The 17,272-nt window shown below is 72.2% G+C and carries 19 protein-coding genes; 6 read left to right on the forward strand and 13 right to left on the reverse strand.

Annotated elements, in window-relative coordinates; all coding sequences use genetic code 11:
* Positions 1 to 7 precede the first annotated feature (7 nt).
* The 7 genes from CFP65_RS27830 to CFP65_RS27860 form a co-directional block, all read right to left on the reverse strand.
* Positions 8 to 1,414 (reverse strand): endonuclease/exonuclease/phosphatase family protein, encoded by a 1,407-nt coding sequence (locus tag CFP65_RS27830; RefSeq protein ID WP_104818756.1) that lies wholly within the window; start codon positions 1,412 to 1,414, stop codon positions 8 to 10.
* A gap of 156 nt (positions 1,415 to 1,570) precedes the next feature.
* On the reverse strand, positions 1,571 to 1,891 hold the full coding sequence (locus tag CFP65_RS27835) for a multidrug efflux SMR transporter (RefSeq protein WP_104818757.1): 321 nt from the start codon (positions 1,889 to 1,891) through the stop codon (positions 1,571 to 1,573).
* Positions 1,891 to 2,556, reverse strand: coding sequence for an HAD family phosphatase (locus CFP65_RS27840; RefSeq protein ID WP_104818758.1), 666 nt, complete (start codon positions 2,554 to 2,556; stop codon positions 1,891 to 1,893). Before CFP65_RS27840 ends, CFP65_RS27835 begins: the two co-directional genes overlap by 1 nt.
* 152 nt (positions 2,557 to 2,708) lie before the next feature.
* A complete protein-coding gene (locus tag CFP65_RS27845) occupies positions 2,709 to 3,791 on the reverse strand; it encodes an ABC transporter ATP-binding protein (RefSeq protein WP_104818759.1) in 1,083 nt (360 codons plus the stop codon).
* Positions 3,792 to 3,818: 27 nt separating this feature from the next.
* Positions 3,819 to 4,646, reverse strand: a complete 828-nt coding sequence (locus tag CFP65_RS27850; RefSeq protein ID WP_371682474.1) for an ABC transporter permease — start codon at positions 4,644 to 4,646, stop codon at positions 3,819 to 3,821.
* Positions 4,634 to 5,605 (reverse strand): ABC transporter permease subunit, encoded by a 972-nt coding sequence (locus CFP65_RS27855; protein WP_104818760.1) that lies wholly within the window; start codon positions 5,603 to 5,605, stop codon positions 4,634 to 4,636. Before CFP65_RS27855 ends, CFP65_RS27850 begins: the two co-directional genes overlap by 13 nt.
* Before the next feature lie 8 nt (positions 5,606 to 5,613).
* Positions 5,614 to 6,783 (reverse strand): ABC transporter substrate-binding protein, encoded by a 1,170-nt coding sequence (locus CFP65_RS27860; RefSeq protein ID WP_104818761.1) that lies wholly within the window; start codon positions 6,781 to 6,783, stop codon positions 5,614 to 5,616.
* Positions 6,784 to 7,077: 294 nt separating this feature from the next.
* On the opposite strand from CFP65_RS27860, the gene CFP65_RS27865 reads away from it, so the two are divergent.
* Entirely contained in the window at positions 7,078 to 7,854 is a 777-nt protein-coding gene (locus tag CFP65_RS27865) for a GntR family transcriptional regulator (RefSeq protein WP_168219634.1), read from the forward strand.
* Positions 7,855 to 7,926: 72 nt separating this feature from the next.
* Here the strand turns inward: CFP65_RS27865 and CFP65_RS27870 are convergent, their stop codons facing one another.
* Complete coding sequence (locus CFP65_RS27870) at positions 7,927 to 8,499, reverse strand: carboxymuconolactone decarboxylase family protein (protein ID WP_104818762.1); 573 nt, start codon at positions 8,497 to 8,499, stop codon at positions 7,927 to 7,929.
* A gap of 217 nt (positions 8,500 to 8,716) precedes the next feature.
* On the opposite strand from CFP65_RS27870, the gene CFP65_RS27875 reads away from it, so the two are divergent.
* Complete coding sequence (locus CFP65_RS27875; protein ID WP_104818763.1) at positions 8,717 to 9,025, forward strand: helix-turn-helix domain-containing protein; 309 nt, start codon at positions 8,717 to 8,719, stop codon at positions 9,023 to 9,025.
* A gap of 60 nt (positions 9,026 to 9,085) precedes the next feature.
* On the opposite strand, the gene CFP65_RS27880 is transcribed toward CFP65_RS27875, so the two are convergent.
* Positions 9,086 to 9,838, reverse strand: a complete 753-nt coding sequence (locus tag CFP65_RS27880; RefSeq protein ID WP_254552606.1) for an alpha/beta hydrolase — start codon at positions 9,836 to 9,838, stop codon at positions 9,086 to 9,088.
* Between the two features lie 94 nt (positions 9,839 to 9,932).
* A complete protein-coding gene (locus CFP65_RS27885) occupies positions 9,933 to 11,534 on the reverse strand; it encodes a TauD/TfdA family dioxygenase (protein WP_104818764.1) in 1,602 nt (533 codons plus the stop codon).
* Between the two features lie 221 nt (positions 11,535 to 11,755).
* Here CFP65_RS27885 and CFP65_RS27890 point away from each other — a divergent pair, with 221 nt between their 5' ends.
* The 3 genes from CFP65_RS27890 to CFP65_RS27900 all read left to right on the forward strand — a co-directional run bounded on the left by CFP65_RS27890 (position 11,756) and on the right by CFP65_RS27900 (position 14,509).
* Complete coding sequence (locus tag CFP65_RS27890) at positions 11,756 to 12,601, forward strand: DMT family transporter (RefSeq protein ID WP_104818765.1); 846 nt, start codon at positions 11,756 to 11,758, stop codon at positions 12,599 to 12,601.
* An 84-nt stretch (positions 12,602 to 12,685) separates the two neighbouring features.
* Positions 12,686 to 13,174 carry a MarR family winged helix-turn-helix transcriptional regulator gene (locus CFP65_RS27895; protein WP_168219635.1) on the forward strand — a complete coding sequence of 163 codons (489 nt, stop codon included), beginning with the start codon at positions 12,686 to 12,688 and terminating at the stop codon, positions 13,172 to 13,174.
* Between the two features lie 81 nt (positions 13,175 to 13,255).
* Positions 13,256 to 14,509 carry an MFS transporter gene (locus CFP65_RS27900; protein WP_104818767.1) on the forward strand — a complete coding sequence of 418 codons (1,254 nt, stop codon included), beginning with the start codon at positions 13,256 to 13,258 and terminating at the stop codon, positions 14,507 to 14,509.
* A 71-nt stretch (positions 14,510 to 14,580) separates the two neighbouring features.
* Here the strand turns inward: CFP65_RS27900 and CFP65_RS27905 are convergent, their stop codons facing one another.
* Positions 14,581 to 15,069 carry an ester cyclase gene (locus CFP65_RS27905; RefSeq protein ID WP_104818768.1) on the reverse strand — a complete coding sequence of 163 codons (489 nt, stop codon included), beginning with the start codon at positions 15,067 to 15,069 and terminating at the stop codon, positions 14,581 to 14,583.
* Positions 15,070 to 15,208: 139 nt separating this feature from the next.
* Between CFP65_RS27905 and CFP65_RS27910 the strand changes: the two genes are divergently transcribed.
* Positions 15,209 to 15,871, forward strand: a complete 663-nt coding sequence (locus tag CFP65_RS27910; protein WP_104818769.1) for a TetR/AcrR family transcriptional regulator C-terminal domain-containing protein — start codon at positions 15,209 to 15,211, stop codon at positions 15,869 to 15,871.
* A gap of 53 nt (positions 15,872 to 15,924) precedes the next feature.
* Here CFP65_RS27910 and CFP65_RS27915 read toward each other — a convergent pair whose 3' ends face one another.
* Both CFP65_RS27915 and CFP65_RS27920 read right to left on the reverse strand, forming a co-directional pair.
* Positions 15,925 to 16,671, reverse strand: coding sequence for a phosphotransferase family protein (locus CFP65_RS27915; protein ID WP_104818770.1), 747 nt, complete (start codon positions 16,669 to 16,671; stop codon positions 15,925 to 15,927).
* A gap of 88 nt (positions 16,672 to 16,759) precedes the next feature.
* The gene (locus CFP65_RS27920) at positions 16,760 to 17,242 is read right to left on the reverse strand and encodes a nuclear transport factor 2 family protein (protein WP_104818771.1); all 483 of its coding nucleotides are present in this window, start codon (positions 17,240 to 17,242) and stop codon (positions 16,760 to 16,762) included.
* Positions 17,243 to 17,272 lie beyond the last annotated feature (30 nt).

Genomic DNA, 17,272 nt, shown 5'->3' on the forward strand with positions numbered 1-17,272 from the left:
GGGCGCGTCAGAGCGCGAAGGTGGCCACGGCGGCGGCGGTGTCGGAGGGCCACTCGTTGGCGGCCGTGGCCGGGTCGGCCTGCGGCCAGCCGGTGGCCAGGGTGTGCGCCTCGACCAGGGTGAGCGGGCCCGCGTACTGGACCTGGTCGATCCGGTCCTGCGGCTCGGCGTTGCCGCCGCGCACCTTGCGGGTGGGCGACCAGGTGGCGCCGGGGGAGGCCACCGGGTCCGGGTGGGCCGCGCGGTAGGCGTCGGTCAGGCCGGCGTTCTGCAGCGCCACGGTGACCGGCCAGGCAAGGGTGGGGTGGCCGCTCGTGGCGGTCCAGTCCAGGTGGGAGGGCGAGGAGAGCGCGGCGGCCAGGATCACGGGGCCCTTCGCGGCGTCGGCCTGGACGGCGTCCGCCAGCGCGGCGGCCTGCCGGCCCCGGGTGGAGCTGCCCTCGGCGGTCTGCACCTGGGCGGCGCTCTGACCGTCCTGGATCGCGTACGGGCCGTAGTTCGACTCGTCCAGCCCCGCCGCCCAGAAGCGGACACTGCGGGAGCCGGGCAGCTGCAGGGTGGCCGCCGCCGCCGGCAGCGAACCGGTCACGGCCGTCACGGAGCCCAGCGGATAGCGGCTGAGGATGCCGAGGCTGCCGGGGCTCTGGTAGGCGTACCAGCCGAGCGCGGTGGCCAGCGCCTGGGCGGCGGTGCCGGCCGTCTCCTGGAGGGCGAGCACGTCCAGGCCCTGGGTGAGGATCACCCGCAGCTGCTTCTCGAAGCCGTCGGTGCTGTGGGTGCCGGCGTCCCAGAGGTTCCAGCTGGCGGTCTTCAGGCGCAGCGGCGCGGCGGGGTCGAGCACGGGCACCTGGACGGTGACGGTGTCGGTGACGCCGGAGGGGTCCTTGATCTCCACCGTGACGATCGCGGGGTGGGCGGGCGCGGCGGACGGGGCGGTGCCGGTGACGGTGCCGTCGGCGGTGACGGTGAGCCAGGAGTCGCCGCCGGTGCGGCGGTAGCCCGGGGTGCCGGTGCCGTGCTGCCAGAGCCCGGCCAGCTTCACGCTGACGACCCCGCCCGGGGCCACCCGGGTGGCGGTCAGCGCGTCCACGGCGGCGTGCGGGCGGGCGGCCACGGGCTTGGGCTGGAAGCCGAACGGGGCGGACTGGGCGAGGACGCCGTAGCCGTCCTTGGCGCACAGGTACGCGGTGTACGGCCCGCCGGTGAGCGCCGAGGTGTCGAGCTGCACGTCGCCGGAGGTCGCCGGGGTGTACTTCCAGACCAGGCTGGAGCCGGTGCCCGGGAGGCGGGTGCCGTCGTAGACGCCGACCCAGTTCTTCGGGTCGGCGTCTACGGTGGTCCAGTGGAAGGTGAGCTTGTCACCCTCGGTCGGGCTGGTCGGCGTACTGAGCACGAGGGAGTTGCCGGTCGCCACAGATGTCCTGTCCGCCGCTCCGATGCCGGTGCGGCTGGGTCGAGTTGACTGTACAACTGACCCAATTCACGCTGGGAGCGGCGGACTTCGCATGAACGGGAGATGACGGGGCGTCGGGAGGCGCGAGGCCACTCGGTGCGTCTCGGCCGGTGTGCCTCAGTGGCTGCCGCGCAGGTTGAGCACCACCACGCCGACGATGATCAGCGCGATGCCCAACCACTGGGCCCGGCCCAGGTGTTCGCCGAAGGCGACCACGCCGATCCCGGCCACGGCGGCGGTGCCCGCGCCGGACCAGACGGCGTAGGCCACCGAGACCGGGATGTGCTTCAGGGCCTTGCCGAGCAGGAAGAAGGAGAGCGCGTAGCCCACTCCGACGGCCAGGCTCGGGTACAGCCTGGTGAAGCCCTCGGTCAGTTTGAGGCAGCTGGTCGCGCAGACCTCGCTGATGATCGCCAGGGCGAGCAGCAGCGCGGCCATCAGGCGGTGGCTGGGGCGGTGAGGGTGGAGAGGAAGGCCAGGTCGGCCTGGGTCAGGCTCTCCAGCAGGGTGATCCGCTCGGCCGGGGCGATCGGCACCGAGGAGGGCACGGCCAGCACGGCGCAGCCGGCCGCGTGGGCGGAGGCCACCCCGGTCGGGGTGTCCTCGACGGCCACGCAGCGGGCCGGCTCGAAGCCGAGGCGGTGGGCGGCGGCCAGGTAGGGGGCCGGGTCCGGCTTGGTGACCTCGGTGTCCTCGGCGGCCAGCGTCAGCGCGAACCACTCGCGGCCCAGGCTGTCCAGCACCAGGTCGACCACCTGGCGCGGCGAGGCGGAGACCAGGGCGGCGGGGACGGCGGCCGCGCGCAGCTCCCGGAGCAGGTCGAGGGCGCCCGGGCGGGGCACGATCTCGGCGGCCACCTTGGCGGTGAAGGAGTCGTTCAGCTGCGTGGCCAACTCGGCCTCGGTGCGGGCCTGGTGGCTGATCCGGTAGAAGTGGGCGGCGGTGTGCTCGACGGCCTGGCCGAGGATCTCGGGGAGGTCCGCGTCGCCGAGGGTGAGGCCCAGTTCGGTGGCCAGCTCGGTGGCGGTCTCGACCCAGAGGTGTTCGGTGTCGACGAGCGTCCCGTCCATGTCAAACAGAACGGCGGAAGGGTAGTCAGGCATGGCGGTACCTTAGGTTTTCGTTGCGGGGCGGTGGTAGGACGCAGCTGCCTCCGGCGGCGCCTCCGGCGGGCACCCCGCGGGGCGACGGCGAAGCGCCTGCGGCGCCGCCGGAGGCGGATGCGTAAGCGCTTGTACGAGCGCTGGTGGGAGCGTCAGGCCTTGCGGTCGACGAGGACCGGCCGGTCCGGCAGGGACAGGGCGGCCGTGGAGCCGACCGGCAGGGAGGCTGCGGCCTCGGTCGGCAGGTCGGACTTGACCTCGGTGCCGTCGGGGAGACGGACGGTGATCCGGGTGACGCTGCCGAGGAAGGAGGCGCCGATCACCAGGGCGGGGCCCTGCGGGTCGGGGGTGAGGCCGACGTTCTCGGGGCGGACCAGGACCTCCAGGGAGCCGTCCGCCGGGATCTCGCCGTCCACCGCGAAGCGGCGGCCGAGCACGGCCACCTCGGCGCCGGCCCGCTCGCAGGGGATCCGGCTCATGGTGCCGACGAACTCCGCGACGAACGCGGTGGCCGGGCGGGCGTAGAGCTCCTGCGGCGTGGCGCACTGCTCCAGGCGTCCGGCCCGCAGCACGGCGACCCGGTCGGCCATCGAGAGGGCCTCCTCCTGGTCGTGCGTGACGAACAGGGTGGTGATGCCCAACTCCTGCTGCAGGCGGCGGATCTCGTCCCGGAGGTTGAGCCGCACCTTGGCGTCCAGGGCCGACAGCGGCTCGTCCAGGAGCAGCACCCGGGGCTGGAGGGCCAGCGCGCGGGCCAGCGCGATGCGCTGCTGCTGGCCGCCGGACATCTGGTGCGGGTAGCGGTCGGCGTGCTGCGGCAGGCCGACCAGCTCCAGGAGCTCCTTGGCCCGCTTGAGGCGGTCGGCCTTGCCGGTGCCGCGCATCTTGAGGCCGAAGGCCACGTTCTCGGCGGCGCTCAGGTGCGGGAAGAGGCTGTAGGACTGGAAGACCATCCCGGCGTCCCGACGGTGCGCGGGCACCCCCGTGATGTCCTTGCCGTCGATGAGCACCTGGCCCGAGTCGTGCTTCTCGAAGCCGGCCAGGATGCGCAGCGCGGTGGTCTTGCCACAGCCGGAGGGCCCGAGCAGGGCCAGCAGCTCACCGGGGTGGACGGTCAGGTCCAGCCCGTCGAGGGCGGTGGTGGCACCGAACTGGCGGCGCAGCGAACGGAATTCGACGGTCGCGCTTCCGGGGGCCAGCGGCACTCCGGTCACGGGGGCGGTAACCGTGGTCATGGGGGTTCTCCGAGACAGTACTGAAGATCAGGGGCGGGCGGGCTTGCGGCCTCGCCGGTCACGGCCGGCGGCCGAGAGGGCGAGCAGCAGCACCCAGGCGAGCAGCAGGCTGAGCACCGAGACGGCCACGGACATCTGGCCGTCACTCTTGCCGGCCTCGTAGATCCAGACCGAGAAGGGCTGGTAGCCGAGGATCGAGCCGGTGGTGAACTCACCGAGCACCAGGGCGAGGGTGAGGAAGGTGGCGTTCAGCAACGACTGCCGCAGGTTGGGCAGGACGACGGTGAAGACGGCGCGCGGCCAGCCGGCGCCGCAGTTGCGGGCGGCCTCGACCAGGGTGCGCACGTCGACCACGCGCAGCCCGGCGTCCAGCGCCCGGTAGGCGAGCGGCAGCGACATCAGCACGTAGGCGAGCACCAGCACGACGGGGAAGCTGGGGTTCTGGATCGCGACGATGGTCTGGAAGAACGGGGTGGACTTCAGGTAGTCCGGGCCCCAGCGGAGCACGCCGATGATGCCGGCGGTGAGCGCGATGACCGGGACGACCAGCGGCAGCGAGCAGACCACCTCGATCACCGTGCGCAGCCGGGGCGAGCCGAGGCGCACCGCGATCAGCGCGGGCACCAGCAGCGCCAGCACCACCAGGATGGTGACGACGGCCAGCTCCAGCGTGAAGGTCAGCGCGTCCAGGAAGCCCGGCGCGGTGATCAGGCCGGTGTAGGCCTTGAGCGAGAAGCCGCTGTTGTCGTCCACGCTGAAGATGACCGAACAGGCCATCGGGACGAGGAAGTACAGCCCGGCGAGCAGCAGGACGGTGCCGCGTCCGAAGCGGATCCGAGAGGTCAGGCCAGCCACTTGGCACTCCTGCGCTGGAGGGGCAGGTAGACCGCCATCACGATGGCGGCCACCACGATCATGTCGAGGCTGAGGGCGAGGGCCACGTTGCCCTGGCCGACCAGCACGTTGCCGGAGAGCGCGTCGGCGATGTGCAGCGGGATGAGCGGCACCGAGGCGCCGACCATCGCGGCGGCGGTCGCGTACGCGGCGAACGCGGAGCCGAACAGCATCACGTAGCCGCCGAGCAGCGAGGGCAGCAGGATCGGCAGCGCGACGTGCCGCCAGTACTGCCAGGTGGTGGCGCCGTTGTTGGCCGCGGCCTCGCGCCACTGCACCCGCAGGCCCTCCAGGGCCGGGGTGATGGTGAGCAGCATCAGCGGGACCAGGAAGTACAGGTAGACGACCGAGAGGCCGTTGAAGCTGTACAGCGTCCAGCCGTGCGCGGTGAGGTCGAAGCTCTTGGTGAGCTCACCGGCGTTGCCGAGGGTGGCGACGAAGGCGAAGGCCAGCGGCACGCCGCCGAAGTTGGCGAGCACGCCGGAGGCGGAGAGCACGGCCTCGCGGAACAGCCGGAAGCGCGAGGTCACCACGGCCTGGGCCAGCGGGAGGCCGACGACCGTGCCGATCAGCGCGGTGAGCGCCGAGAGCTTGATCGAGCCGAGCAGGGCCGTCCAGTAGGCGCCCTGGACGGAGGCCGTCAGGTTGGCGGTGGTGAAGCTGCCCGCGCCCGAGGGCGCGTCCGGCGAGAGCGTGAACGCGCCGATGGCGATCGCGACGGCCGGCAGGCCGAAGGCGATCGCGAAGAAGACCAGGAGGGGGAGGGTGGCGAGCCAGGCGCCGCCCTTGGGACGCCAGCCGCGGCGCTTGGCCGGGGTGGCGCGGGGGGTGGGTGCTGCGGTGCGCGGGGCCCCCGCCCCGCCGCCGATCTGATCGGCGGCGGAGGCGGAGGACGGCACCGGGGTGGGAGCCGTGTTCATGGTCGAGGTCAGCCCGCGATCGCCTTGGCCCAGCCCTCGGTCACGGCCTTCTTGGCCGTGTCCGTCTGCGCCTGGGTCGGGAAGGTGGTGAAGGGCTTCTCGATGGTCGGCAGCTTGGCGACGGCGGTGGCGTCGAGGGTGCCGGCGGCCTTCATCGAGTCGAACAGGGCCGGGGTGGCGTAGCCGCCCAGGAAGAGGTTCTGGCCCTCGGCGGAGTAGAGGTACTCCTCCCACAGGCGGGCGGCGGCCGGGTGCGGCGCCCACTTGTTGATGGCCTGGTTGTAGTACTGGGCGTAGGAGCCGTCCGAGGGGATCGACACCTGCCAGTCGATGCCCTTCGGCTTGAACAGGTCGGTGTAACCGGCGTTCAGGTAGGACCAGTCGACCGAGATCGGGGTCTCGCCCTTCTCGATGGTCGCCTTGGTGGTCTCGACCGGGTTGAAGTTGCCGGCCTTCTTCAGCTTGCCGAAGAAGTCGATGCCGGGCTGGATGTTGTCCAGCGAACCGCCGTTGGCCAGCGCGGCCGCGTAGACGGCGCCGAAGGCGGCACCGGCCTTGGTCGGGTTGCCGTTCAGGCCGACCATGCCCTTGTAGTCGGGCTTCAGCAGGTCCGCGAAGGTCTTCGGGCAGACCGACACCTTCTTGGCGTCGCAGCCGATCGACATGTAGCCGCCGTAGTCGTTGTAGCGGGCGCCGTTCGGGTCCTTCATGGTGTCCGGGATCTTGTCGAAGCCGGCGACCTTGTAGTTGGCGAGCAGGCCCTGCGAGGCGGCGCTCAGCGCGAAGGCGGAGCCGAGGTCGACGACGTCCGGGGCGCGGTCCTGGTCCTTGCGGGAGGTGATCGCGTTGATCTCGTCCTGGCTGGAGCCGTCCGGGTTCTCGTTCTCGATCTGGATGCCGTACTTGGCGGTGAAGCCGTCCATGATCTTGCCGTAGTTGGCCCAGTCGCGGGGGAGGGTGATGGTGTGGAGCTTCCCCTCCTTCTTCGCGGCGGCGACCAGGGCGTCCATGCCACCGAAGTCGGCGACGGCGGTGGCGACCTTGGGGTCCTTGCCGCCCTTGGCACTGTCACCGGAGGCAGCGGTGGACGAACCCGCGGAGCCGCAGGCGGTGAGGGAGAGCGCGGCGGCGGTCAGCACGGCCGCGAAGGCGGCAGCACGGGCACGGTGCACGGTCACGGGGGTGTCTCCTGATCGGGGGTGCCGCGGGAAGGGCTTGGGCGGCAAGAGGAAGTCGCAAGGTGAAGGAGTGTCGACGAGTTCAGGCCAAGTTGGCTGTGCAACTTCGCTGACGGGGGTAAGTACGCCGGAGTTCGGTGACGGGAAGGTGAACGGACGGCCCAGACCAGGGGTCGGCTACGGGAACGGTGAAGTCGGGGCCCCTGTGGGGTGATCGCCAGCAGCTACAGTCGGTAGCGCCCGGTCCCTGCACCAACAGGTGGCGGACCCGCAGCACCCCGCCCAGGAGGGACAATGACTGACGTGGCTGTAGACCCGGACCGCTCCGTCGGCACGCTCTACCGCAAGGTGGCCGCCGACCTCCGCGAGGCGATCACCTCGGGCGCGTACGGCGAGGCCGGGAGACTGCCGGCCGAGGGCGCCATCGCCGAGCAGTACGGCGTCTCCCGCGGCACCGTCCGCCAGGCGCTCGCCGTGCTCCGCGCCGACGGCCTGGTGACCTCCCGCCGGGGCACCCGGCGGGTCGTGCTCGGCACCGCCCGGGTGCAGAGCTTCTCCGAACTCCTCTCCTTCACCCACTGGGCCCGCTCGATGGGCGAGGAGCCCGGCGGCCGGCTCGAATCCCTGGTCCGCCGCCCGGCCGACGCCGCCGAACGCGAACAGCTCCGCCTGGAGCCGGGCAGCGAGGTGTACGTGACGCTGCGCCTGCGCACCCTCTCCGGCACCCCCGTGATGGTCGAGCGCACCGTCTACCCGTCCTGGGTGGGCGAGTTGGTCGCCCAACTCCCCCCGGACGTGGTCTCCCACACCGAGCCCCTGCGCGAGCACGGCATCCTCTTCACCGACGCCGACCACACCATCGACGTGGTCGCCGCCAACGCCGACGACGCCCGCCTGCTCGGCTGCCGCCGGGGCAGCCCGCTGCTGCGCGAGAAGCGGCGCACCACCGACCCCACCGGCATCCCCGTCGAGTGGTCCCAGGACCGCTACCTGCCGGGCACGGTGGCCTTCAGCATCCACAACTCCCTTGCCTCCTCGGCCCTTTCCCGCCACACGCGAGAGGGCGACTGAAGGGGCCTCGGGGTGGGGTGCCTCGCGCCAGGCGGTCGGGTGCCAGGCAGTCGGGCGTCAGGCAGTCGGGCGTCAGGCTGCCGTGTGTGCGGCGATCGGCTCGGTGCCCGGCTCCAGGGGCAGGCGGAGCGCTCTGACGGTGAACGAGACGGCGTGGTACCAGCCGCAGACCAGCAGCAGTTCGACCGCGGCGTCCTCGCCGGTGGCGGAGACCAGCGCCGCCCAGGCCGCGTCGGAGAGGTCGGCGGTCGCCCGGAGTTCGTCCACCGCTGCGATCACGGCGCGGTCGGCCGCGTCCCAGCAGTCGTCGGCGGGCCCGCCGGTCGCGAGTGAGGCCAGCTGCTCGGCGTCGAACCCCGCACGCTCGGCGAAGGCGGCGACATGGACGCCCCACTCGTAGTCGGCCCCGCACAGCGCGGTCGTCCGGTCGATGACCAACTCCCTTTGCCGGAGGGTGAGAGCGGAACGCCGGGAGAAGTAGTGCCCGCCCCAGCCCGCGATGCCCTGAACGAGCTCGGGCCGCCGCGCCCACACCCGGAACAGCTGGATCGGCGTGTGCCCGAGCCGCGCGAGAGCCGCCTCGGCGGCCTCCTCGTACGGCGGGGTGAGGGGCTCGATCCGCGGCTGCTTCGAATTCAGAGGCATGGGGTCATGCTAGCCTCGGCGCTTCGGAAAGAGAAGCACCGCCGGGCGAGCGCTTGACGAGTGGCGCTGAACGGCAAGCGTCGAACGGGAAGCCCCGAATGGTGAGTGCTGAACAGCGAGTGCTGAACGCGAAGTGCTGAACGAGAACTGGTGGACGATGTCAGCAACTCCCCTCCCCGGTAGACCTGTTCGAGGTTCGGACACGGGGCGGCCGATCATGGCGCTCCTCGATCTCCTGGGCCGCCGCTGGACGTTGCGCGTCCTGTGGGAGCTGCGGGGCGACGCCACCCCGACCTTCCGGCAGCTCCAACAGCGGTGCGACGGCGTCTCGTCGAGCGTTCTCTCGACCAGACTCCGCGAACTCGGCGAGGCCGACCTCGTCCAGAACCACGGCGACGGCTACCAACTCACACCACAGGGCCGGACCCTCCACGAACGCCTCGCCCAACTCGACGCCTGGGCCGCCGACTGGCGGCCCAAGGCAGTGGGACCCGGTATCAGCGGTCAGCAGCCAGAAAGCTGCTGACCGCCTTGCGGAAGCCACCCGGATCCTCCACCCACGGCAGGTGACCGCCTTCGGCCAAGGTCACCCGGGACACCTCGGGTAGCGCCTGTTCCAACGAGTCCACCGAACTGCGCGGCCGAGGGTCCTCCGCACCGTCGACGATGAGGACCGGGACCTGCAGAGCCTCGCACCTCGCGCGCAGCTCCGGAGCATCCCACGCTCGGGTCTCCGCGTTGATGGCCGCATTGCACTCGAAGTTGACTCCGAACCAGGGGTGGCCATGCGCTCGGCGTGTGCCAGTGCCCGGTCGCCCCTCGCGAAGTCCGTCGACCACTGCAGTACGCAGAGCTCGCGGTCCTCGTCCTCGGTCCGTTCTCCGTCGTTGAGCTCCGCCCACCTGGCGAGTCGATCGCCCAGCCGTTCCCGGATCCTTCGCCCGTGCTCGTCGCGCCAGGTCGCCCTCGGGTCGATACCGGTACCGGAGACGTAGACGAGGCTGCTCACCCGCTCCGGGAACCTGATCGCGTACTCCAGCGCCAGCTGAGCCCCCCAGGAGTGGCCCAGCAGGGCTGCCCGGGCCAGGCCGAAGTGCGACCGGACGGCATCCAGGTCCGCCGACGACCGCTGGACGGAATAGGGGCCGCATCGCTGCGACCGCCCGGCTCCCCGCTGGTCCCAGCGATACACGGCGAACTCGTCGACGAGCAGCCCGGCCACGTCGTCGAGGGTGTCCCAGAGGCCAGGGCCGCCATGGCAGAAGACGACCGGATCGCCATGGCCGGCCTCTTCCACCCACAGTCGGACACCGTCGTCCGCCACCACCGTTTCGTCCATGCCTCCAAGTCTGGCGACGCCGGCCGCGCAGCCGCCCAGAGCTCGGGGCATCGTTACCGGATGTTCGCCATGACCTGCCTCGAGGTGGATGCCGTCAGCCGTCCAGACCGTCCAGGCCGTCGAGGCCGAGCAGTCGTCCGAGCAGCGGCCGGAAGTGTTCGAAGGCCGGCGTGGGCGCTGCCGCGTCCTTCGCCAGATCGTCCCAACGCCGCACGGTGACGGCGTCCGCTGCGCCCGGCAGCGCCGCGAACTCCGCCGCCTCGGCCGGGCTCATCGGGCCGCCCTGGACCTGGAGGGTGTACTCGGAGGCCTCGGAGAGGCTTGCCCGGTACGTGGGCTCGACCGCGCAGAGGTAGCGTTTGGCGGCCACGTGCAGGCGGATCGGCTCGGTGACCTCGGGGCCGAAGTGGTGGGCCAGCCAGTCGGCGCCGGTGTGGCTGTGGCGGTTGTCGGCGCCGCGCATCAACTCCAGCCCGCTGCCGCCGAAGTGGCCCACGTCGTGCAGGAGGGAGGCGGCCACCAGGTGGTCGGGCGCCCCGGCCGCCTCGGCCAACGCCCCGGCCTGGAGCATGTGCTGGGCCATGGTGACCTCCTCGCCGAGGTACTCCCCGGCGCCCTCGCCGGCGAACAGCTCGGCCAGCGTGTCGAGTACGTCGAGTCGGCGTTCCAGCACGGCGAGCGTGCTGGTGAGCGAGTCGAGGTCGGCGTAGCAGCCCTGGAGGTGCCGTCCGCCGTCCCGCTCGAAGGCGGTGCGGGCGTGCAGCAGCCGGACGTTGTCGAAGATCAGGCAGTCGCCCGGCGCGAGGCGGAACTCCAGCCGCAGCTCGGGCCGCAGGGTGATCTCGGCGAACCGCCGGTACGCGGCGTAGAAGGCGTCCAACTCGGCGGCGCCGAGCCCGCGCAGGGTGCCGATCGAGCGGTTGTTGAACCGCACCTCGCGGATCCGCCCCAGCCCGTCCACCCCGATCAGCGGCACCTCGGCCCGCAGCTCCGCCTCCCGGTCCCGGAACTCGAACGGCACCGGCGTCCGGGTGAGCACCGCGAAGTCCGCGGGGGCTTCCTCGCGCAGCAGCGCCGCTGCCTGGAAGCCGTCCACCAGGCCGGAGTCGCCGCCCTCGGCCTCGTTGCGCAGGCAGTGCAGCAGTTGGAGGGTGGGCACCGGGTCGCGGTAGGGGTTGTCGGTGTGCGGGGCGATGGCCACGCTGGTGAAGGCCAGGTTGTTGGGCTGCGGCTCCACCCGCACGTCGAACAGCTCGCCGTAGTTGGTCTCCCGGACGAACCCGAAGCTCCGGGCCACCGCCAGTACCTGCCCCTCGACGGCCGGCACCCCGCGCAACACGGCGAATCCGGACCGCCGCACGGCCCCCAGCACCGCCACCCGCTCGGCCGGGTCCGCCAGGTAGGCCGACCAGTCGGCCTCGGGCAGCCCCCGCGCGAAGTCTGCGGCCGTCCAGCGGCGTTTGCCGCTCTCCGTCCGCCCGTCACCCGCCGCGGTCTGCTCGAACCACTCGGTGGCGTACCGGGAGCGGTGGCCGTCCGACCAGGTCACGGTGAGCTGTCCGTCGGCTTCGGCCTGTTCGGTGATCGCCAAGTCCGCGGGCAGGTCGGTGATCTGGAACAGCTTCTGGCCGGTGCGGGGGTCGCGGCACTCGGCGCACGGGCAGTTGTCGCGCAACCAGTACGGGGAGAGGGACATCGAGGCTCCTTCGTGGCGGGGCAGCAGCTCAGTAGGCGTCCAAGTTGTACAGCCAGCTTGTTCAGACGGGTGACTTTTCCGGCCGGTGGTGAGCAGCATCGATCGGCTGGTTGGCCGGCGGGTGAACAGGCGGCGACCGGGGCCCGGCGTAGGCTGACAGGAAGGGGATTCCGCAGGGTCGGCCGGTCTCGCGACCGGTCCTTCGAGTCGGGTGGTCCTTCGTGGCGGTGTTCCTGCTCGCGATCGGGTCGGCCTGCTGCCTCGGGCTGGGCTTCGTGCTCCAACAGCAGGCGGCCCAGCGTGCGCCGCGCTCCGACCTGCTGCACTGGCGACTGCTGCTCGACCTGGTGCGGATGCCCGAGTGGCTGTTCGGCACGCTCTTCACCACCGGCGGGCTGGTGCTCGGTGCGCTCGCGCTGGCCAACGGCGAGGTCTCGCTGGTCGAACCGCTGCTGGCCACCAACCTGCTCTTCGCGATGGCCCTCTCCCGGGTGATCACCCGACAGTCCCTCGGCCGCTCCGGCTGGCTCGGGGTGGTGGTGCTCGGGCTCGGGGTGACGGCCTTCATCGTGGCCGGGCAGCCCCGGGCCGGCGGCGAGCAGGCCGGGGCGCTGCGCTACTGGCTGGTCTTCGGTGCGATCGCCGCCGCCGCGCTGCTGCTGGTCTCGGCGGCCCGCCGGCTGCCCCTGTTCGAGGAGGCCACCCTGCTCGCGCTGGCCGCCGGGCTGCTCTACGGACTCCAGGACGCGCTCACCCGGATCACGGCCGAACGCTTCGACCACGGCGGGATCTCCCACGCGTTGACCGGCTGGCAGCTGTACGGGGTGGTCGGGATCGGGGTGGTGGGGCTGCTGTTGGTACAGAGCGCCTTCGAGGCCGCGCCGCTCAAGATGTCGCTGCCCGCACTGACCGCCGCGCAGCCGATCGCGGGGATCGTCTGCGCGGTCGGGGTGCTCGGTGACCGGCTGCGGGTCACGCCCGGAGCGCTTGCCTGGGAGTCGGCGGGGTTGCTGGCGATCGTGGCGGGCGTGTTGGTGGTGGGGCGGCACCCGGCGATGCCGGCGTAGGGGGACGGCTTTGGCTGTGTGCCTGGGGTTGGCGCCCGGCGGGGATATAACAGTACTTATACAAGTGCTGTTAGAGTTCCGGGCATGACGACCACCGATCCCACCCGCGAGAGCCTCTGGCGACCGCTACGCCTTCTCCAGGCGAGGATGGACTCCGACATCGGCCGGATCTACGCCGACCGGCAGATCGAGGGCCTCAAGCCGAGCTGGGTGATGGAGCTGCTCAGGCTCCACGCCGAGGGCCCGATGACCATCAAGGACCTGGCCGAGTCGGTCCGACGCACCCACTCCGCCCTCAGTCAGAAGGTCGCCGCGATGCGGGCGGCCGGCTGGGTCGAGGTCGCCGAGGGGGTGGACGCCCGCACCCGTACCGTCGGCCTCACCGATCGCGCCCGCAGCGTGGTCGACCAGCTGGCCGCCGAGTGGCGGGCCACCGAGGCCGCCCTCGCCGAGCTGGAGGCCGAGCTCCCGTACCCGCTCTCCAAGGTCGTCGTCGACATCGAGCAGGCCCTGGAGCGGCGCGGCTTCCACGAGCGGATCGTGGCCAAGCTGATGGAGGCCGGGGAGGGATGAGCCGATTGCGGAGCCGGTTGCCGAGCCGGCTACGGGGGTCTGGTCGGGGGCCGGTCGCAGGGCTGGTCGCGGGATGGGGAAGTGCAGTTGCGCAGGGTGCTGATCGACGTCGAACCGCTGCGCGGCTGCCCGCCGTTCCGGCGGCTCTGGTTCGGTCGGAGCCTGTCGGCGCTGGGGAGCCAGCTCTCCTTCGTCGCGGTGCTGTTCCAGATCTGGCAGGCCACCGGCAGCACCGTGTGGGCCGGCGCCGTCGGGCTGGCCCAGGCCCTGCCGCTGGTGCTGCTCGGGTTGTTCGCCGGGGCGTTGGTCGACCGGGTGGACCGGCGGCGCTGCTATCTGTACGGGACGGGTGGACAGGCCCTCTGCGCGGGGTTGCTCGCCTGGCAGGGCCTGGTCGCGCCGCTGCCGCCGGCCGGGGTGCTCGGGCTGCTCGCCGCCCAGTCCTGCTGCGCGGCGCTGAGCGGCCCGGCGGCGCGGGCCTTCGTACCGTTGCTGCTGCCCGCCCGGCAGCTCGCGGCGGGGCTGGCCCTGCAGCGGGTCGCGTTCCAGGGGGCGATGCTGTTTGGTCCTGCGCTCGGCGGTCTGGTGGTGGGTCGTTGGGGCGTCGGGGTCGGGTATCTGCTCGACGCGATCAGCTTCCTCGCCGCCCTCCACGGGGCCTACCGGCTACCGCAGTTGAGCTCGGGGGGGCGTCCGGCGCGTCCCGGGCAGGCCGGGCTGCGGGACGGGGTGGCCTTCCTGGCTCGGATGCCACTGGTCCGGGGCGCACTGCTGACCGATCTGGCGACCACCGTGCTCTCGATGCCGGTGAGCCTCTTCCCGGTGGTCAACTCCGAACGTTTCGGCGGGAGTCCGCGCACGCTCGGGCTGTTCCTCACCGCGCTGGCCGTCGGCGGGGTGGCGGCCTCGCTCTGCTCCGGGGCGTTCACCCGGCTGCCGCGCCCCGGGCGGGTGATGCTGCTGGGTTCGGCGACCTGGGGCGTGTCCTTGCTGCTGTTCGGCCTGGCCGCCAACTCGCCTGTCGCATTGGCCTGTCTGGTGCTGGCGGGGGCGGCCGACACGGTCGCCGTGGTGTCCCGGGGCACCGTCGTGCAGGCCAACACGCCGCCCGAGTACCTCGGCCGGATGGCCGCCGTCGAACAGATCGTCGGCCAGGCCGGTCCCGACCTCGGCAACCTGCGGGCGGGCGTGGTCGCCGGCGCGTCCTCGGCTGCGACGGCGCTGGTGAGCGGCGGGTTGCTCTGCCTGGCGGCGGTGGCGGCCGTGGCTGCCACCGGGCCGGAGCTGCGCGGGTCGGCCGCCTTCGTCCGTCGGGAGTCCTCGGCCGGAGCCTGAGCGTCCGGGGTGCTGTGGGTGGGCCGAGCGTTCATTGGCCCAACTCCCCCGCTGTGCTTGCTCAGTACGGGTCAGTCCATGGTCGGCCAGTCCCAGCCGAGCTGGATGAACATGCCGAGGCGGTCGCTCACGGCGCGGATCTCGGCGATCCGGCCGTCCCGGACGGTGAAGATCCAGATCTGCTCCACGTCGCAGCGGCGGCCGGTCGGCTGCGGCATCCGGGCGTGGGCACCGGTGTGCACCCCGGTGACTCGCAGCCGGGCCACGACCTCCTCGCCCTCGGCGATCAACTGCTGGATGTGGAAGCCGTCTTCCTCGCCTTCCGTGCTGAACGCGGCGAGCTGGAGCCGGAAGCCTTCGATGGCGGCGCCGGGTGCGTCCTCCTCGCCGAAGATGACCTTGTTGTGGTCGATCACCCCGGGGGAGAGCAGCGGCACCCAGCGCTCGCCCGAGCGGTCGTTGAGGGCGGCGACGAACTCGCGGATGACGTTCTTGTTGGTGTCGAGGGTGGTGGTGTCGAGGGTGGTGATGGGCGCGGTGGCGAGTGCGGTGACGGACATCTGTGGTTCCCCCGTGTCGGTGTTTTTCTTACACAGTAAGTTTCGCTGGCGATGAGTCTTCTCTTATCGTGTAAGAAAGTCAAGGTCCGGTGGGGACGCGCGGGAACGCGGTCGAGCGCGGGGCGAGAGGGAGTGGAGCATGGCGGCACGGCAGCCGGCCCGGCGCGGGCGGGGCGAGCGGGCGGGGCTGAGCAGGCAGCAGGTCCTCGACGCGGCGCTCGAGCTGGTCGACCGGAGCGGGCTGAAGGCGCTGACCATGCGCTCGCTCGGCGAGGAGCTCGGGGTCGAGGCGATGACCCTGTACCACTACGTGCCGAACAAGGACGCCCTCCTGGACGGCCTGGTGGAGCAGGTCTTCACGACGGCCTCCCCGGCGATGGACGGCTCGGCAGACTGGCGCACGGCCCTGCACGCGTACGCCACCGCCCTGCGGGCCGGGCTGCTACGCCATGCGGCCCTCCTCCCGCTGGCCGCCTCCCGCCCGGCCGTCACCCCGGCCACCCTGGACGAGGTGGAGGCCGGCCTGCGGCTGCTGACGGCGAGCGGCTTCTCACTCGATCGGGCGCTCCATGTGCTCAACTCGCTTGCCGTGTTCGTGATCGGCCATGCCACGGCCGAGGCCCGGATCGTGGTGGCCCCGGACGAGGCGGGTGGCGCCGACTGGCTGGCCACCCTCGCCGCGGACCGGTACCCCCTGCTGATCCGCGCGGCCCGCGAGGGCGTCGGGGTGGACGACGGCGAACGGTTCGCCTTCGCGCTGGACGCCCTGCTGCTCGGGTTCGAGGCCCTGCGGACCGCCTGAACGCCACCGCCCGGGCAAGGTGGGCACGCCCCGAAGATCGGGCCCGGGCGGGCTCACATCCGGGAGCGGAGCACGTCGACCTCGCAGCCCGGGGCGAAGGGGTCGAAGCCGTGCTCGGTCAGCCAGCGGACCACCAGCAGGCTGCGCAGGGACCACCAGGCGTGGATGACGTCGAGGTCGACGTCGGTGCCGTAGCCGGCGAGGAGGTCGTCGAGACGGTCCTCGTGGCCGAGGGTGAAGGTGGCGAGATCGTGGAGGGCGTCTCCCCGGCCGGCCTCGGACCAGTCGATGATGCCCGTGACCTCGTCGTTCTCGAGGAAGACGTGGGCGATCTGGAGGTCGCCGTGGGTGAAGGCCGGCGCCCAGGGGCGGAAGGCGGCCTCGGCGACCCGGCGGTTGCGGGCGACCAGGTCGGCGGGCAGGATGCCGTTCGCCACCAACAGGCCGCACTCCTGGTCGAGTTCGGCGGCCAGGGCGGCGGTGCTCCGGCCGGCTCGGCCGAGCCGTGGCGGCAGCGGGGCCTCGTGCAGGGTGCGGATGGCGGCGCCCGCCGCGGCCCAGGCCGCCGGCGAGCCGGTGGACGGACCACCGAGGCTGCCGAGGGTGGTCCCCGGGATCGCGGTGATCGCGAGTACGGGTGGTCGGCGCCAGAGCACCTTCGGGGTCGGGACCGGCGCGAGGGAGATCGCCTCGACCTCGGCGTCGATGCGGGCCCGATCGGGGTCCACCTTCAGGAACACCTCGCCGACGCGCAGGGTGGCGCGTTCGGAGTGGGCGACGATGACTTCGACCTCATCCATGGGCGACCAGTATCCCGGCGAGGGCTCCCGCCGTCGCCGGGTTTCTCACCTACGCGTTTCCCCGGCGGGGTGACGTCGCGAGGGTTCGTCAGGAGGCGTCCGGGGCCACCGGGTCCGGGAGCCGCTCGGTGTCGGCGCCGAAGGGGAGGAAGACGGTGCGGCCGGCGAGCAGCCAACTGCCCTCCGTTCTGCGGAAGATGTCCTCGTAGTGGCCGACGTTGGCGGGGAGCCGGGGCTCGATCATGCCGCCCGCGTAGCCGTCCACCCGGTACGTGGTCAGGTACGAGACGGCCCGCGCGGTGGTCTCGGATTCCACCGTGACCAGGATGTTCGTCATCAGGCGCCGCGACAGCCGGTCCGCCGGACGGGAGGCGAAGTAACGGCGCAGGGCCTCGCGCCCCTCGACGCGCCGGTCCCCGTGCGGCCAGTACCAGAAGCCGTCCGGGGTGAACAGCTCGGCCACCGAGCCCGGTTCGCCGAGGTCGAGGCGGTGGATGAACTCCACGATGACGCGCTCGCAGGCGCGTTCCGCGAGCATTCGTTCGACCGGGGGCATGATCTCGTTCTCCATGCTCCTTTGTATCAGCACCGCCCTGGTGCC

Origin of the sequence: Kitasatospora sp. MMS16-BH015 (assembly GCF_002943525.1) — a bacterium.
In the GTDB taxonomy this organism is placed as follows: domain Bacteria; phylum Actinomycetota; class Actinomycetes; order Streptomycetales; family Streptomycetaceae; genus Kitasatospora.

What these genes read in the sequence shown, in the direction of transcription:
- CFP65_RS27835 (WP_104818757.1), bottom strand. Translation starts at nt 1,891, where the DNA reads ATGGCCGCGCTGCTGCTCGCCCTGGCGATCATCAGCGAGGTCTGCGCG.
- CFP65_RS27840 (WP_104818758.1), bottom strand. Translation starts at nt 2,556, where the DNA reads ATGCCTGACTACCCTTCCGCCGTTCTGTTTGACATGGACGGGACGCTC.
- CFP65_RS27845 (WP_104818759.1), bottom strand. Translation starts at nt 3,791, where the DNA reads ATGACCACGGTTACCGCCCCCGTGACCGGAGTGCCGCTGGCCCCCGGA.
- CFP65_RS27855 (WP_104818760.1), bottom strand. Translation starts at nt 5,605, where the DNA reads ATGAACACGGCTCCCACCCCGGTGCCGTCCTCCGCCTCCGCCGCCGAT.
- CFP65_RS27865 (WP_168219634.1), top strand. Translation starts at nt 7,078, where the DNA reads ATGACTGACGTGGCTGTAGACCCGGACCGCTCCGTCGGCACGCTCTAC.
- CFP65_RS27870 (WP_104818762.1), bottom strand. Translation starts at nt 8,499, where the DNA reads ATGCCTCTGAATTCGAAGCAGCCGCGGATCGAGCCCCTCACCCCGCCG.
- CFP65_RS27875 (WP_104818763.1), top strand. Translation starts at nt 8,717, where the DNA reads ATGGCGCTCCTCGATCTCCTGGGCCGCCGCTGGACGTTGCGCGTCCTG.
- CFP65_RS27880 (WP_254552606.1), bottom strand. Translation starts at nt 9,838, where the DNA reads ATGGACGAAACGGTGGTGGCGGACGACGGTGTCCGACTGTGGGTGGAA.
- CFP65_RS27885 (WP_104818764.1), bottom strand. Translation starts at nt 11,534, where the DNA reads ATGTCCCTCTCCCCGTACTGGTTGCGCGACAACTGCCCGTGCGCCGAG.
- CFP65_RS27895 (WP_168219635.1), top strand. Translation starts at nt 12,686, where the DNA reads ATGACGACCACCGATCCCACCCGCGAGAGCCTCTGGCGACCGCTACGC.
- CFP65_RS27905 (WP_104818768.1), bottom strand. Translation starts at nt 15,069, where the DNA reads ATGTCCGTCACCGCACTCGCCACCGCGCCCATCACCACCCTCGACACC.
- CFP65_RS27910 (WP_104818769.1), top strand. Translation starts at nt 15,209, where the DNA reads ATGGCGGCACGGCAGCCGGCCCGGCGCGGGCGGGGCGAGCGGGCGGGG.
- CFP65_RS27915 (WP_104818770.1), bottom strand. Translation starts at nt 16,671, where the DNA reads ATGGATGAGGTCGAAGTCATCGTCGCCCACTCCGAACGCGCCACCCTG.
- CFP65_RS27920 (WP_104818771.1), bottom strand. Translation starts at nt 17,242, where the DNA reads ATGGAGAACGAGATCATGCCCCCGGTCGAACGAATGCTCGCGGAACGC.